Genomic DNA, 14,322 nt, shown 5'->3' on the forward strand with positions numbered 1-14,322 from the left:
ATCCCTCCTGACGTTTGACCCCTGTGCGAGCTATCTGATCCCACGTTTCAAGGGTGTCAATCGAGCAAAAATAGCCTGCGCCATCAGCAGCTTGAGGGAGAAAGAGGCCGCCATCACGAAATTGTTAACAAAAACAGCTTGCTATCGTGCACAGCGACGTCTGTGGCACAGAAGTCCGCGTTCGAAAGCGAACAAGACTTTCAATGTCGGGAATAAAATCTTTCGCATCAGATCGGGGTAATTTGCCTGCGCGCCGTAGCAGATTTGTACTTTTGCAAAGACACGGCCGGGCAATACGCCCGGCTCGCGTTCCATCGATATAGTGGCTTGTCAGGCGCTCCCAGCTCGCACGGCTCGTGACCGGTTCCGCTCTACCTTGGCCAACAGAACCAGCGAAACCGCCAGCATCAGTCCGCCGTTGAACGGGTGCAGCGCCTGTAAAACGCCTGAACCACTGCTCTTTCCGATCGCAATCGACGCTACCTGCCCAAGATAGAGCACCGCCAGCAATCCGGCCCACCAGCGCAAGGGACGAGCGGCCCGCCCCAGCCATGCCGCGAACGCCATCGCGGCAATGGGCAGCAGAAGGAACAGGCCAAGCCCACCGTGCCAACTCCAGAACCGGCCGTCATGGAAAAGACCGAGCCCCGCCAGAAGGTATTGCAGGAGAATACCCGCCGACACCCCGCGCGCCGCCTGCCCATACCAGAATGGCGTCACCGCCCGCATTTTAGAGGCTGCCGGGGCATCAATGATTGTCATGGCTCACCCCCACGCTTCGACGAGGAAGCGCCGCGCATCCTGCCGCCGCCAGGTTTCTAAGATCGCCGCATAGTCCTTCGCCGCGCCGTGCAGCGAGAGATCATCGAGCTTGTCCGCGCGATAGACGAGGAACGGCGCCTGCCACGGCAGGCCACACCGATGGGCCGTCGCCTCCAGCGGGCGCAGCAACTCTTCCATGGTGAATTTGTTGGCGCCGCCGCGCTGATAGGCCTCCGGCACATTGCCGGCGGTCGCGACGACGAGCAGTGGCTTGCCCTCCAGCAGGCGACCCTCGGTCGGATAGGCAATGTAGAACATGCGGGTCAGCACCGCATCCTTCCACGCCTGCAACAGCGGCGGGGTGGCATACCACTGGATGGGGAACTGCAGCACGATCCGGTCGGCCGAGAGCAGCCGCGCCACCTCGCGATCTGCATCGATCTTGCCATCGGGATAGAGTGCATACATGTCGGCGACCTCGGTACCCGGCAGGCGGGCGGCCGCAGCGGCCAGCGCCGCATTGGCGCGCGAGCGTTTGAGATCGGGGTGGAAGAGAAGGATCAAGGTCTTGCTCATGGCGTCGTCTCCTGTGTTGACGCCATTAGGATGCCGCGCATGCCGAAATCATTCCAATGGATGATTTGTATATGCTATTATCGATTTCATGAATTTAAGATCCGTCGACCTGAACCTTCTCGTCATCCTCGATGCATTGCTAGACGAGGCCCATGTCTCGCGCGCCGCCGCCAAGCTGAACCTGTCGCAGCCCGCCACGTCGAGCGCGCTCGACCGCTGCCGCCATCTCTTCGGTGATCCGTTGCTGGAGCGCGGCAAGGGCGGCATGCGCCTGACGCCGAAGGCGGAAAGCCTGCGCGACCCGCTGAAAGCCCTCCTCGTCGGCATCGCCGCCGTGGTCGATGCACCGGAAGAGCCGCTCGCCGAAATCCGCCAGACCGTGCGTATTCTCACCGCCGATTTTCCCGGCATCCTGATCGCCGGCGCCCTGCACCGCGCGCTGGCCCGTTCGGCCCCCGGCATCGACCTGGTCATCCAACCCTGGCACGGCGCGCCAGAGGCGCTCGAATCGCTGGCTCGCGGCGTCAGCGACATCGCCCTCTCGGTTTTCCCGACCTTGGACGGGGCCGCCTTCCACCGCGAGACGCTGGTCGAGGAGCATTATGTCATCGCCATGCGCAAGGACCATCCCGCCGCGCAACACGTCACGCTGGAAAACTGGCTCGCGTTTCCGCACATCCTCGTCTCCGGCCGTGGCGACACGCGCACACCCTTCGACGACCAGCTTGCCGCCCTCGGTAAGACCCGCCGCGTCGGCATCGTCGTGCCGAGCTTCCTGATGGTGCCGTCGCTTCTGGAAGACAGCAATCTCATCGCCATGATGCCCAGCCACTGCCTGCCGCCGGAGGTCGCAACGCGCTTCCACGTCGCCCTTCCGCCCATCCCCGTCACCGGCTTCCCCCTCCACCTCGCCTGGCACCGCCGCCGCGACAAGGACCGCGCGGTGCGGCATGTGGCGGATGAAGTGCGCACGCTTTTCGGTGCGTTGACGACCTAACCGATCTTGCTGACCAGCTTCGCCATCGCCAGCAATGCGACGAGGTCGCGGATCATCGGCTTCAGGTGCCGGTCGAAATCGATGGGTGTATCCACCGGCGGCAACTCGAAAAAGTCCTTTTTGGAAGGCAGCAGCAGGTAACAATCGCGGCCCTTCAGCGCCAACCGCACCACGTCGTCGCGCCATTCCATCGAGAGATAATCGAGCGCCTTGGCAAGGGCGCCCTGCACGATGGGCGTGGCGGCATCCGGTCGGTCGGTACGGAATTCATGCGCTGCATCGATTTCAGGATTGCCGCTGGTCACCAGCGGCATCGTGCTGCCGCCGAAAAGATCGCGAATGAACAATTGTACGGTATTCGGTTTGCGTGCCACCAGCAGCACACCGGGAAACTCTTCGTCCCGCGTGAAATAGAAAATCAAGCCTTTGAAAGTGGTCTCGCGACTCTTGCCGCTGCCGGCGATCAGTTCCGTCTCGGACAGCGTGAAGGTCAGCCCCTCATGACGACCGACGATCATGTCGCCATGTTCGCTGCGGTCGCGCCGCACGAGTTCCTTGCCCGGCATCCGGCCCATGAAGCGCGGCTGGACGCCGTGCAAATACTGCACCTCGTCGATGAAGCCGAAGACCAGCGGCAGCATGCGGTCGCGCAAATCCTGCTGGAAGCGTTTCGACGGCGCCCGCGCGACCCGCCAGACCACCGTGCCGCCGAAGAACAGCAGGCCCAGCACGATGCCGACAATATCCTTGTCGATCTCGGTGAAGGCGATATAGGCGAAGATGCCGGCCAGAACGACATAGCCGCCGAATAGCAGCACCATGTTCACGTAGAGCCTGTTCGTCACCCGGCCGCGCTCGGCATTGTAGGCCGCAACCGCCGTGTGCAGCTCTTCCAGCGCGCGCTGCTTCGGCATCAGTGCCGTCTCGTCAATCACCGTATCCATGATCGCCCCTCGCCCTGCCTTGCCAGATAACGGCCGGAGGCGGCCGCAAATTCGTTTCCCTTTTGTACTCAAAACCCCTTTTCTTTCGGCATGACTCTCTCCATATTCCGCACATGGCCAAAGCTCCGAAAAAACCCACCGCCCCGAACTCCGGTTTCGAGGAAGCCCCGCAGTCGTCTTTCGAGGGTGCGCCTTTGTCCGGCAGCGTGTCGGATTGGGTGAAGCAGCTTGAGGCGGAAGCCGAGGCGGGCAGCGTCGAAAGCCGCCGCGAGGTCGCCTCCAAGGCCGGCAAGCACCGCAAGACGGTGGAGAACGCCGCCCGCCGCCACACGGAAAACGTCACGGCCTCAAAAACCTCCCGCGGCGTGTCGATCGGCGGCTCGTCCGATCCGAAGACCCGCGCCGCCGCCGGCCTCAACCCGGTCTCCGGCATGGACGTCTCCCTGGAGGACGCCGCGTCGCTCAATGCCGGCACGGCCGTCACCGCCACGGTGGAAGCCTTGTCGGCGCTCATCGAGAGCGGAAACCCGCTGTTCAAGGACGGCAAGCTGTGGACGCCGCACCGCCCGGCCCGGCCGGCCAAGTCGGAAGGCGGCATCCCGATCCGCATGATCAGCGAATACCAGCCCGCCGGCGACCAGCCGACCGCCATCCGCGACCTCGTGGAGGGCCTGTCTTCCGGCGAGCGCAGCCAGGTGCTGCTCGGCGTCACCGGCTCGGGCAAGACCTTCACCATGGCCAAGGTGATCGAGGAGACGCAGCGCCCCGCCGTCATCCTGGCGCCGAACAAGACGCTGGCCGCCCAGCTCTACAGCGAGTTCAAGAACTTCTTCCCGGAAAACGCGGTCGAATATTTCGTTTCCTACTACGATTATTACCAGCCGGAAGCCTATGTGCCGCGCTCCGATACCTTCATCGAGAAGGAATCGTCGATCAACGAGCAGATCGACCGCATGCGCCACTCCGCGACCCGTTCGCTTCTGGAGCGCGACGACTGCATCATCGTCGCCTCGGTCTCCTGCATCTACGGTATCGGCTCGGTCGAGACCTACACCGCCATGACCTTCCAGATGGAGGTGGGCGAACGGCTCGACCAGCGCCAGCTGCTCGCCGACCTCGTCGCCCAGCAATACAAGCGCCGCGAAATGGATTTCCAGCGCGGCAGTTTCCGCGTGCGCGGCGACACGATCGAAATCTTCCCGGCCCACCTTGAGGATGCCGCCTGGCGCATCTCGATGTTCGGCGACGAGATCGACGCGATCACCGAATTCGACCCGCTGACCGGCCAGAAGACCGGCGACCTGAAATCGGTGAAAATCTACGCCAACAGCCACTATGTAACCCCGCGCCCCACGCTGAACGGCGCCATCAAGGCGATCCGCGAGGAGCTGAAGCTGCGCCTCGCCGAGCTGGAAAAGGCCGGCCGCCTGCTGGAGGCGCAGCGCCTGGAGCAGCGCACGCGCTACGATATCGAGATGCTGGAGGCCACCGGCTCCTGCGCCGGCATCGAGAACTATTCGCGCTATCTCACCGGCCGCAAGCCCGGCGAGCCGCCGCCGACGCTGTTCGAATACATCCCCGACAACGCGCTGATCTTCATCGACGAGAGCCACGTCACGATCCCGCAGATCGGCGGCATGTATCGCGGCGACTTCCGCCGCAAGGCGACGCTGGCCGAATACGGCTTCCGCCTGCCCTCCTGCATGGACAACCGCCCGCTGCGCTTCGAGGAATGGGACGCCATGCGCCCCGACACGATCGCCGTCTCGGCCACGCCGGGCAACTGGGAAATGGAGCAGGCCGGCGGCGTCTTCGCCGAGCAGGTCATCCGCCCGACAGGCCTGATCGACCCGCCCGTCGAGGTGCGCCCGGCGAAAAGCCAGGTGGACGACGTGCTGGGCGAAATCCGCGCCACCAGCGAGGCCGGCTACCGCACGCTCGTCACCGTGCTCACCAAGCGCATGGCCGAAGACCTCACCGAATACCTGCACGAACAGGGCATTCGCGTGCGCTACATGCACTCGGACATCGACACGCTGGAGCGCATCGAGATCATTCGCGACCTGCGCCTCGGCGCCTTCGACGTGCTGGTCGGCATCAACCTGCTGCGCGAAGGCCTCGACATTCCCGAATGCGGCTTCGTCGCCATCCTCGATGCCGACAAGGAAGGCTTTTTGCGCTCGGAGACGTCCCTCGTGCAGACCATCGGCCGCGCGGCGCGAAATGTCGATGGCAAGGTCATCCTCTATGCCGACCAGATCACCGGCTCCATGCAGCGCGCCATGGACGAGACGACCCGCCGCCGCGAAAAGCAGGTCGCCTATAACGAGGCGCACGGCATCACCCCGGAATCGGTGAAGGCCAAGATTTCCGACATCCTCGACTCGGTCTACGAGCGCGACCACGTCCGCGCCGACATTTCCGGCGTCTCCGGCAAGGGCTTTGCCGATGGCGGCAACCTCGTCGGCAACAACCTGCAAGCCCATCTCAACGCGCTGGAAAAAGCCATGCGCGACGCCGCCGCCGATCTCGATTTCGAAAAGGCCGCCCGCCTGCGCGACGAGATCAAACGCCTCAAGGCCGCCGAACTCGCCGTCATGGACGACCCGATGGCGCGGCAAGAGGCGAAGAGCGCCGAAGGCGCGACGGGGAGCATGAAAAACCCGGCGAGGAGCGCCGAAGGCGCGACGGGGAGCATGAAAAACCCGGCGAGGAGCGCCGAAGGCGCGAATGGGAATGCAAAAGGCTCGGCGAGAAGCCAGGAAGGCGGCAAGAGCGGAAAGGCCGGCGCGTCCGGCGCTCCGTCGAAATCCGCCTCGGCAAAGGCCGGTGGCGGCGCAGGTGCGATGTCCGGCACCACCTCTCTGACGTCATCCTCGGGCTCGACCCGAGGATCCACAACCGCAGACGCCGACGCCCCGAAATCCCTCTTCCAAAAACCCTCGCTCGACGACATGGGCCCGGGCACCGACACCGAACGCCCGCTCTTCCGCAAGCCTTCGCTGGACGAGATGGGCCGCGACGTCGCCACGCCCGCGGGCAAATCGCTGTTCCGCCGCAACACGCTCGACGAAATGACCGTCGGCCGCACCGAAAAGCCCGTCACCGGCGCCCTGCCCGCCCGCCCGGACGAAACCCTCTCCACCAAAAAACGCCACGCCCCCCTCCTCGAAGGCCAACCCGAACGTGCCGATGGCGCCGACGACGCAAAGCCGGTGCGGCGGGGGAAGATTGGCGCGGGGAGCTATGAGGACCCGGCGGAGGCGAAGCGCAAGGCGCGGACGAAGGGGAAAACAGGGCGGCCAGGGCGGTAGCCGTATTCATTCCTACATTCGCCTAGCGGTATCTATTATCTGATCCAAGACCCGAAAATTGATGTCAGACGCTCTTGCCCTTAGCAAGAATGCACTGACAACCGCAGGCGTCTTTAGTGCATCGGTCCGGCTCAAGCCGAAATCATCACATACACGAATCATGAATTCGTGATATCGGTCTCCAGTTGTTGCCTCCAGATAGCTTTCCAAATTTCCGTCAAAACACGAATATAGATCGGAAACACCTACAGGAAAATCTTCTGGATCATTCACACCACATATAATTTGTATATTTCTATTTCTTTTCGCCGATGCTTTTTGATCGGCAGCTGCGCTGTCATTGTCGAATACAACGTGAACAGGAATACCAAGAGCTCTAAATGCGAAAAGGGGCTTGTCAATTTTGGTCTTTCCGCCCACCTCAATTATCGAAATCCCCTCCCGATGCGCAGAGCTATTATCAAGTAGCAATGCAGCTTCTAATATTGCTTTATCAGAAACTCCTTCTACAAGTATAATCTTCTCAGCAAGAAACCCTTCAGATACTTCACGATTAAAGATGTGCAGTCCTGCCGAGAACGCCTCATCACTAAGAGGCCTAGCTGCGCCTATCACTGCGGCCATTCCACTACTAAAATCAGATATTGAAAGAGATTTTACGTGCGTAGCAACGTCTTCTAAACCGACCCTCTTCGAGATAATTCTGATGTTCGATATTTCCTTTATTGAAACGAATTTTTCAGAATGCGTGGCAAAAATTACCTGAATTCGAATCCCGCTTTGGCGATTAAAATCCGCCGAGATTTCCTTAAAAGCATCATAAAACAGAGCTTGCTTTATAGGATGCTGGTATATTTCCGGCTCTTCAATCAAAAGAATAATATCACTTTGAGCCTCAGAAAATTCTAGTGCCTCCGCGCCGTTGGATTTCCCAGCGTGCTCCTCCGCTAGAAATTGAACTAAGGAGAAAAAAATAGCGCGCTGCAACCCATGCCCGACATCCGCCACATCAACCTTCAGCCCCCTGTGGACAACATTTATTAATGGACTCGGAAATGTTACATTTATTTCGTTCGCTTTATTTAAATCAGCAATTAAGTTCGTATCAGAGTAATACCTCGATACAGCGCTCGTAAGCCGGTCACTGATCCCGGCCAGCTGCGGGACACTTGTCGGATCTGAGAGTTCAGCTATCCTCCTGTTCGCAAGAGCGATGAACTCAGTGAATTCACTCTTGTTTTCAAATGTTTGCTTGACGATTTCACTAAGAAGACCAACAACAGGACTACGCTTCGCATCACTTGTCTCTTCAGAGGCGTCTTTAACAGCAGGAACAAGCCTTACCGAGGTCTTCTTTTTTAGCTTACCGTTCGCAACATTTTTTGCGCCAAAGAACCCTTTGATTTTCTTAAAATCAAGCTCTGAAGGGTGTTCACGCTCCCAAGCGCGAAGATTCTCCTCCATTTCTTCACCGGTTGCAGCACCTAAGTCACTAAACCTCTTTCGAAGATCGGCATATATTGATCTCTTTTTAGTTCCGTTGTTTTCATTTCTAAACTCTTCAAAGGCCGGGTTCACATCAGCATATACGGCGTATTCTCCCGTCTCTTGTGCCACCCCTCCAAATTCTCTAACTATATGAAGTCGACCGCCTTTTACGGAATTTCCAAATTCTTTGACTTCTTCTGGCGTTAACTTCTCGAATTCTATTGAGATCGAGATTGTGCGCGCTTGATCATGCATATAATAATCGGCCGCTGCTACCTTCGCAGCGGCATCAAAAAATAGATCAATCGCCTTTAGAACGGTAGATTTTCCGCAGTTATTGGCGCCCACCAAAGAAGTTAATTTTTCGAAATCGATTTCCAAACGTTCAATTGAACGAAAATTTTCTAGTGATACTTTCGCTATCTGCATGCGCGCCTCCTGCAAGACGGATGATGCACGATTTAGTTGTATTTGCAACGCTAAGCCTAGCTTCTGCGATCACCTACACGACGATTTGCGGACATCATTTTCCCCACCCCAATCCCCCATGCCATACTCCCCTCATCCCGCCGCGGATACACCGCAAGGCGTTGCGGCGAGGCCGGGTCGGCGCTTTTGGGGAGGGACGGACGTAAGCCGTCTCCAGAAGGGTCTGCGGAAAGTGGTCTCCCTCCGGCGACATGGGGGAAGCGGCGGGGCGTCGGACCGGGCCCTTCGTTTCATCCCCTGACGGCGCGCCGGATGTGCCTGTGCGGCACGCAAGGGGGCTGGGACTGGCGGATGCGTCGGCATCGTCCGCCGGAGCGGTGTCTTCCCGGGAAAGGCGAAACTCTTTCCGTCCGGGCCGGGCTCGATGGAGAGTTCTGCGCGGATGTCAAAACCGGCCAAAGGCCCGCCCCGGAAACCGACGGCAAACCGCCGCCAATCCAGCCTTTGCAGAGAGACCGGAGTCGCAGGCAAAAACCGCTGAACGGGGCGCTGAAAGGTGTCACATCTATAACTTTTGACGAGACAGCTTTGAGCGCCCCGTCCGAAGCCTGATCCAGACCCCGGCGTTTCACGCGCGGGACGGTTTTCGCGCGTCCCGTCGAGCGGCAGGCCCAAAGGCGGTGCCCGGCGACGGCCGATCCGGCCCCGCGAAAACCAGCCCGGATGCCACGCGCCGGGCGCACCGTCCGCCTTCCCTTCCCGAAAACAGGAGTCCCCATGCCCTGCGAACCCCTCCCACTGAGCCGCCCGCTGCTTGCCCGCACCGCCGAAATGCTGGCTATCCCGGAGCGCATCTGCCGCCGTCGCGACTGCCGGCGCCGGCATCGCTGCAACTGGTTCTTCCGTGCGACGCAGCAGCCCTGCTGCCTTGCCAATCTCGACGCCGACCAGCGCCGCCTCTTTGATGAACTGGCGCAGACCGTGGCGGATGCCGAGCATTTCGGCTATCTCGCGAGCAAGATCACGATGAGCTCGCCCTATCGCGAGACGCGCGCCCTTCAGGACGCCGCCGTCGAGACCGCCCATGCGCTCGTTTCCGGCCGCAAGCGAAAGGCCTTTCGCGCCTTCGAGAAAATGCGCGCCGCGCAGCCCGCACCAAAATACGACGGAGAGGAGCCGCCGCTGCCGAAGCACTGGTGAACGGGCCTATTCGGCCGCCTCGCCCTTGACGAGCACAGGCGCGGGATCGAGCGCGGCGGCCAGTTCGTAGGAATAGCCTTCCAGCATGGCATAGGCCTGCTCGATGGACTGGATCTGGGTCTCGGCATTGCGGATCGCCTCGGCGATCGATTGCGAGCGGGCGCGCAGCATGGAGCCCAAAAAGTCCGTGCCGGCCTTGCGGCCGAGGCGGTCGATATGCTGGCGCACGCGGTTGCGGTGGCGCTCCAGCTCCAGGATGTGGAAGCGGCTCTTGACGATATCGTCTGAGAGTTTTCGGCGCATCGCCGCCAGCGGATCGAAGCTGCCCGGCTCGCGCTCGTCGAGGATGACGTCGTTGACCAGCGGTTCCAGCAGCATCAGGCCCTTCAGGTCGCGCGGGTCGGCGAGCTGCGGGTCGAAGCCGGTGTCGTCGAAGACCTTGCGGCGCACCGGGTCGCGCAGCAGGTCGTAGCAGGCCTGCAGGCGGGCGAACTGGTCGGCATCGCCGCCCGAATCGGGATGCATGCCCTTCGCGGCCTTGCGATAGGCAGCCTTGACCGCGTTGTCGTCTGCATCGCGCTCCAGTCCGAGCATGGTGTAGGGATCGATCACGCAGGCACCTGTTGTTCTTCGAATGCGTCGTTCGTTGTTTACGCCGTTTTCCGACCCCGAGGGGACGAAATTGTGGTCACGCCGCGACGATGCACAGAAAGCGCTAGCTACTCCGCCGCGTCGCGCGCCTCGCCCCGCGCCGAGAGCACTGCGGCAAAGGCATTGGCAATCACCTCCGGCCCCGCCCCTGGCTTGGTGGCATCGGTGGAGAGGATCTGCCGGTAGCGCCGCACGCCCGGAAAGCCCTGGAACAGCCCGACCATATGCCGCGTGACATGCGCCACCCGCCCGCCCCGGGCGATCACCTCGGCCGCATAGGCCACCATCGCATCCCGCACCGCCTCCCACCGCTCGACGGGAAGCGCCTGCGGATTGGAGATAGCGCCGGATGGCTGGCCTCCCGTCAGGGGATGCGGAAAAAGATCATCCACGCCGGTGAGAACACCGCTATCCTGATAGGCGGCTCGGCCAAGCATGACACCGTCAAGCCCGTCCATCTCTTCGACAGCCTGACTCAAAGTATGAAGCCCGCCGTTCAGGCCGATGAAAAGACCGGGATTTTCGCTTTTAAGCCGGCGCACCAGACCGTAGTCCAGCGGCGGGATATCGCGGTTCTCCTTCGGCGACAGGCCTTGCAGCCACGCCTTGCGCGCATGGACCCAGACGGCATCCGTACCCGCAGCTTTCACGCGGGAGACAAGATCGCGCAGCGCCACCTCGGGGTCCTGGTCATCGACGCCGATGCGGCATTTCACCGTGACGGGAATGGCCACCGCCGCCTTCATCGCCGCCACGCAATCGGCCACGAGGTCCGGCTCACGCATCAGGCAGGCACCAAAGGTGCCGGATTGCACGCGGTCCGAGGGGCAGCCGACATTGAGGTTGATCTCGGCATAGCCGAACGCCTCGCCGATCCGCGCCGCCTCGGCAAGCTTCCGCGGATCATTGCCGCCGAGCTGCAAGGCGACGGGCTGCTCCACGGCATCGAAGCCCAGCAGCCGCTCGCGATTGCCGCGCAGGATGGCATCGGCGACGATCATCTCGGTGAAGAGCAGCGCATGCTGGGTGAGCTGCCGCGCAAACACGCGATAGTGCCGGTCACTCCAGTCGATCATCGGCGCGGTGGCGAAAATCTTCGTCTCCGCGGTCACGGCCTGGCTGTAGAATGTCGCTGCGTTCGTCATGGCCGGGCTCATACTCCATCCCATCGGCAAAAACCACCCTTCACCCTTTCCCCGCCGCGGCGGGCGGGTGCTAGAGTGGGGTCGAGGAATCAAACCGCCGGAGGAAACCATGCCGCTTTACGCCCTCGACGACCGCGCCCCGACACTGCCCGCCGACGACCGCTACTGGGTGGCGCCGGATGCCAATGTCATCGGCAAGGTCATCATCGGCGAAGATGTCGGCATCTGGTTCGGCGCCACGCTGCGCGGCGACAACGAGCCGATCATCCTCGGCGCGCGCTCCAATATCCAGGAGGGCGTGGTGGTGCATACGGACCCTGGAAAACCCGTCGTCATCGGCGAAGGCTGCACGATCGGCCACAGCGCCATCATCCACGGCTGCACGATCGGCAACAATTCGCTCATCGGCATGGGCGCGACGGTGCTGAACGGCGCGGTCATCGGCAACAACTGCCTCGTCGGCGCCAATGCGCTGGTGACGGAAGGCAAGGTCTTTCCGGACAATTCGCTGATCGTCGGTTCGCCGGCAAAGGCCATCCGCACGCTGGACGCGGAGGCTATCGAGGGCCTGAAGCGCTCGGCCGAAAGCTATGTGCGCAACTGGCAGCGCTTCAAGAAGGGTCTCAAGCCGATCGGTTAGGCGCAGCCCGCGCAGGTGCCGCGGATCTCGATCGTCGTTTTGCCGGTCTTGAAATTGCGGTCCTTCGCAAAGCTTTTCAGCCGGTCCTCGATCACGTGATCGTGGAACTCCGTCACCTTGCCGCAGGTCTCGCAGATCGTGAAGGCGGTAATGCCGTGGGCATGGCACCCCTCGTCGGGATGGGCGCAGGCGACGAAGGCATTGATGCTTTCGAGACGGTGCACGAGGCCGAATTCCAGGAGCTTGTCGAGCGCACGATAGACCTGCAACGGCGCACGAAACCCGCTGTCGCGCAGCTTGTCGAGGATCGTATAGGCGCTAAGTGGCCCCTCGGAATGCGAGAGCACATCAAGCACGAGGCCCTGGTTGCGCGTCAAAGTCTGGGTCGTCATGCCTGGCCTCCCTGGCTGGCGGTTGAAGAATCCACGCCGCTCGTCCTCGGCTTGGTCAGCAGGCTTAGAATGAACAGGCCAAGCGCTGCAACGACAATCGAGGGGCCGGAGGGTGTGTCAAACTTCAAGGAGCCGAACAGCCCGCCGATGACGGCAAGTGCCCCGATGACGGAGGCGAGCACCGCCATGATCTCCGGGCTGGTGGAAAAGCGCCGCGCCGTGGCGGCCGGAATGATCAGCAGCGAGGTGATCAGCAGGATGCCGACGATCTTCATGGCGATGGCGATAACGAGCGCCATCAGGAGCATGAAGATAAGCCGGGTCTTTTCCGGCTCCATGCCCTCGGCCTCCGCCAGTTCCGGATTGACGGTCGAAGCGATCAGCGGACGCCACATCCAGATGATGGCGAAGGTGACCAGAATGCCGCCGCCCCAGACCAGATCCACATCGGCGCGCGAGACGGCAAGGATATCGCCGAACAGGAACCCGACGAGATCGATGCGTACCCAGGTCATGAAGGAGACCATGACGAGGCCGATCGCCAGCGTGGCATGCGAGAGGATACCGAGCAGCGCATCAGTGGAGAGCGTGCCGCGCTTCTGGAGGAGAAGCAGCAGGATCGAGACGGTCGCGGCGACGATGAAGACGCTGAGGAGCAGGTTGAAACCCATCAGAAGCGACAGCGCAACGCCGAGCAAAGCCGAATGGGCCATCGTATCGCCGAAATACGCCATGCGCCGCCAGACGACGAAACAGCCGAGCGGCCCGGCGGTGAGCGCGAGCCCCACACCGGCGACGAGCGCGCGCATGAAAAAGTCATCAAGCATCGCGGCGCGCCCCCTTGCTGTCTTCCGAGCGGGGTGCGGCGTCGTGGCCACAGCCGCAATTCGGCCCGTGAACGTGTCCGCTGCCCAGCCCGAGGCGCATCGGCCCGGCGCGGCCGCCGGTCGGCAGGATATCGCCGTGATGCCCGTCGTTCGGCCGGCAGTCGTCGGTGATCGAGCCATCGGCATGCAGCACGCGGCCGTCGGGCAGATGCGTATGGTCGTGGTTATGGTTGTAGAAGGCCAGCGTCTGGCCGCCGCGCGCGCCGAACAGGCGCTGGTATTCCGGGCTCTGGCTGACGATATCGGGCGTGCCGCGGCAGCAGACATGGCCGTTGAGGCAGATGACGGTGTCCGTCTCGGCCATCACGACATGCAGGTCGTGCGAAATCAACAGGATGCCGCAGCCGGTCGTGTTGCGGATGGTCTTGATGAGATCATAGAGCGCGATCTCGCCGGAGAAATCGACGCCCTGCACCGGCTCGTCGAGCACCAGCAGGTCCGGCTTGCGGGCAATGGCGCGGGCGAGCAGCGCACGCTGGAACTCGCCGCCCGAGAGATGCTGCACCTCGGCGCGGGCAAGATGGCGGATGCCGGTCGCTTCCAGTGCGGCATCGATTTCCGCGCCCTTGAGCGAGGAGGTCAGCGTCATCAGCCGGTCGACGGTGAGCGGCATCGTCCAGTCGACCGCCAGCTTCTGCGGCACATAGCCGACCTTGAGGCCGGCCTTGCGCTCCACCCTGCCCTCATCGGCCTTCAAGACACCGATCGCCGTCTTGGCGGTCGTCGATTTGCCGGAACCATTGGGGCCGATCAGCGTGACGATCTCGCCGGGTGCGATGGAAAACTCCACGCCGCGCACGAGCCAGCGGCCCTGGCGGCGCACGCCGACGCCGGAAAGCGAGACGAGCGGCTGGACGGTCTTGGTTGGGGTCTGCAGCATGATTTTTCCAAAATGCC

13 protein-coding genes are annotated in these 14,322 nt (G+C 61.9%); 4 read left to right on the plus strand and 9 right to left on the minus strand.

Features of this window, described 5'->3' with window-relative positions; all coding sequences use genetic code 11:
- Positions 1 to 330: 330 nt before the first annotated feature.
- Together D0Y60_RS01205 and D0Y60_RS01210 are read right to left on the minus strand one after the other, a co-directional pair.
- The gene (locus tag D0Y60_RS01205; RefSeq protein ID WP_117366312.1) at positions 331 to 762 is read right to left on the minus strand and encodes a DUF6220 domain-containing protein; all 432 of its coding nucleotides are present in this window, start codon (positions 760 to 762) and stop codon (positions 331 to 333) included.
- A 3-nt stretch (positions 763 to 765) separates the two neighbouring features.
- A complete protein-coding gene (locus tag D0Y60_RS01210) occupies positions 766 to 1,338 on the minus strand; it encodes an NAD(P)H-dependent oxidoreductase (RefSeq protein ID WP_117366313.1) in 573 nt (190 codons plus the stop codon).
- Positions 1,339 to 1,426: 88 nt separating this feature from the next.
- On the opposite strand from D0Y60_RS01210, the gene D0Y60_RS01215 reads away from it, so the two are divergent.
- Positions 1,427 to 2,335 (plus strand): LysR family transcriptional regulator, encoded by a 909-nt coding sequence (locus tag D0Y60_RS01215; protein WP_117366314.1) that lies wholly within the window; start codon positions 1,427 to 1,429, stop codon positions 2,333 to 2,335.
- Here D0Y60_RS01215 and D0Y60_RS01220 read toward each other — a convergent pair.
- Positions 2,332 to 3,279, minus strand: a complete 948-nt coding sequence (locus tag D0Y60_RS01220) for a DUF3137 domain-containing protein (RefSeq protein ID WP_117366315.1) — start codon at positions 3,277 to 3,279, stop codon at positions 2,332 to 2,334. The genes D0Y60_RS01215 and D0Y60_RS01220 overlap by 4 nt on opposite strands.
- Before the next feature lie 113 nt (positions 3,280 to 3,392).
- Between D0Y60_RS01220 and uvrB the strand changes: the two genes are divergently transcribed.
- On the plus strand, positions 3,393 to 6,593 hold the full coding sequence (gene uvrB, locus D0Y60_RS01225; RefSeq protein ID WP_117366316.1) for an excinuclease ABC subunit UvrB: 3,201 nt from the start codon (positions 3,393 to 3,395) through the stop codon (positions 6,591 to 6,593).
- A gap of 12 nt (positions 6,594 to 6,605) precedes the next feature.
- Here the strand turns inward: uvrB and D0Y60_RS01230 are convergent, their stop codons facing one another.
- On the minus strand, positions 6,606 to 8,510 hold the full coding sequence (locus D0Y60_RS01230) for an ATP-dependent endonuclease (RefSeq protein ID WP_117366317.1): 1,905 nt from the start codon (positions 8,508 to 8,510) through the stop codon (positions 6,606 to 6,608).
- A gap of 777 nt (positions 8,511 to 9,287) precedes the next feature.
- Here D0Y60_RS01230 and D0Y60_RS01235 point away from each other — a divergent pair.
- Positions 9,288 to 9,710: a hypothetical protein gene (locus tag D0Y60_RS01235; protein ID WP_117366318.1), complete on the plus strand. Its 423-nt coding sequence runs from the start codon at positions 9,288 to 9,290 to the stop codon at positions 9,708 to 9,710.
- Between the two features lie 6 nt (positions 9,711 to 9,716).
- On the opposite strand, the gene D0Y60_RS01240 is transcribed toward D0Y60_RS01235, so the two are convergent.
- On the minus strand, positions 9,717 to 10,304 hold the full coding sequence (locus D0Y60_RS01240; RefSeq protein ID WP_117367006.1) for a J domain-containing protein: 588 nt from the start codon (positions 10,302 to 10,304) through the stop codon (positions 9,717 to 9,719).
- A gap of 125 nt (positions 10,305 to 10,429) precedes the next feature.
- On the minus strand, positions 10,430 to 11,506 hold the full coding sequence (dusA, locus tag D0Y60_RS01245; protein WP_117367008.1) for a tRNA dihydrouridine(20/20a) synthase DusA: 1,077 nt from the start codon (positions 11,504 to 11,506) through the stop codon (positions 10,430 to 10,432).
- A 109-nt stretch (positions 11,507 to 11,615) separates the two neighbouring features.
- Here dusA and D0Y60_RS01250 point away from each other — a divergent pair, with 109 nt between their 5' ends.
- Positions 11,616 to 12,146: a gamma carbonic anhydrase family protein gene (locus D0Y60_RS01250; protein ID WP_117366319.1), complete on the plus strand. Its 531-nt coding sequence runs from the start codon at positions 11,616 to 11,618 to the stop codon at positions 12,144 to 12,146.
- Here D0Y60_RS01250 and D0Y60_RS01255 read toward each other — a convergent pair.
- The 3 genes from D0Y60_RS01255 to D0Y60_RS01265 are packed head-to-tail and all read right to left on the minus strand — an operon-like array spanning position 12,143 to position 14,305.
- Positions 12,143 to 12,538 (minus strand): Fur family transcriptional regulator, encoded by a 396-nt coding sequence (locus D0Y60_RS01255; RefSeq protein ID WP_117366320.1) that lies wholly within the window; start codon positions 12,536 to 12,538, stop codon positions 12,143 to 12,145. The two genes, D0Y60_RS01250 and D0Y60_RS01255, sit on opposite strands and share 4 nt — an antisense overlap.
- Positions 12,535 to 13,365 (minus strand): metal ABC transporter permease, encoded by an 831-nt coding sequence (locus D0Y60_RS01260; protein WP_117366321.1) that lies wholly within the window; start codon positions 13,363 to 13,365, stop codon positions 12,535 to 12,537. Before D0Y60_RS01260 ends, D0Y60_RS01255 begins: the two co-directional genes overlap by 4 nt.
- On the minus strand, positions 13,358 to 14,305 hold the full coding sequence (locus D0Y60_RS01265) for a metal ABC transporter ATP-binding protein (protein WP_199564088.1): 948 nt from the start codon (positions 14,303 to 14,305) through the stop codon (positions 13,358 to 13,360). The genes D0Y60_RS01260 and D0Y60_RS01265 overlap by 8 nt, the downstream gene beginning before the upstream one ends.
- Positions 14,306 to 14,322 lie beyond the last annotated feature (17 nt).

Origin of the sequence: Shinella sp. WSJ-2 (assembly GCF_003432075.1) — a bacterium.
Taxonomy (GTDB): domain Bacteria; phylum Pseudomonadota; class Alphaproteobacteria; order Rhizobiales; family Rhizobiaceae; genus Shinella.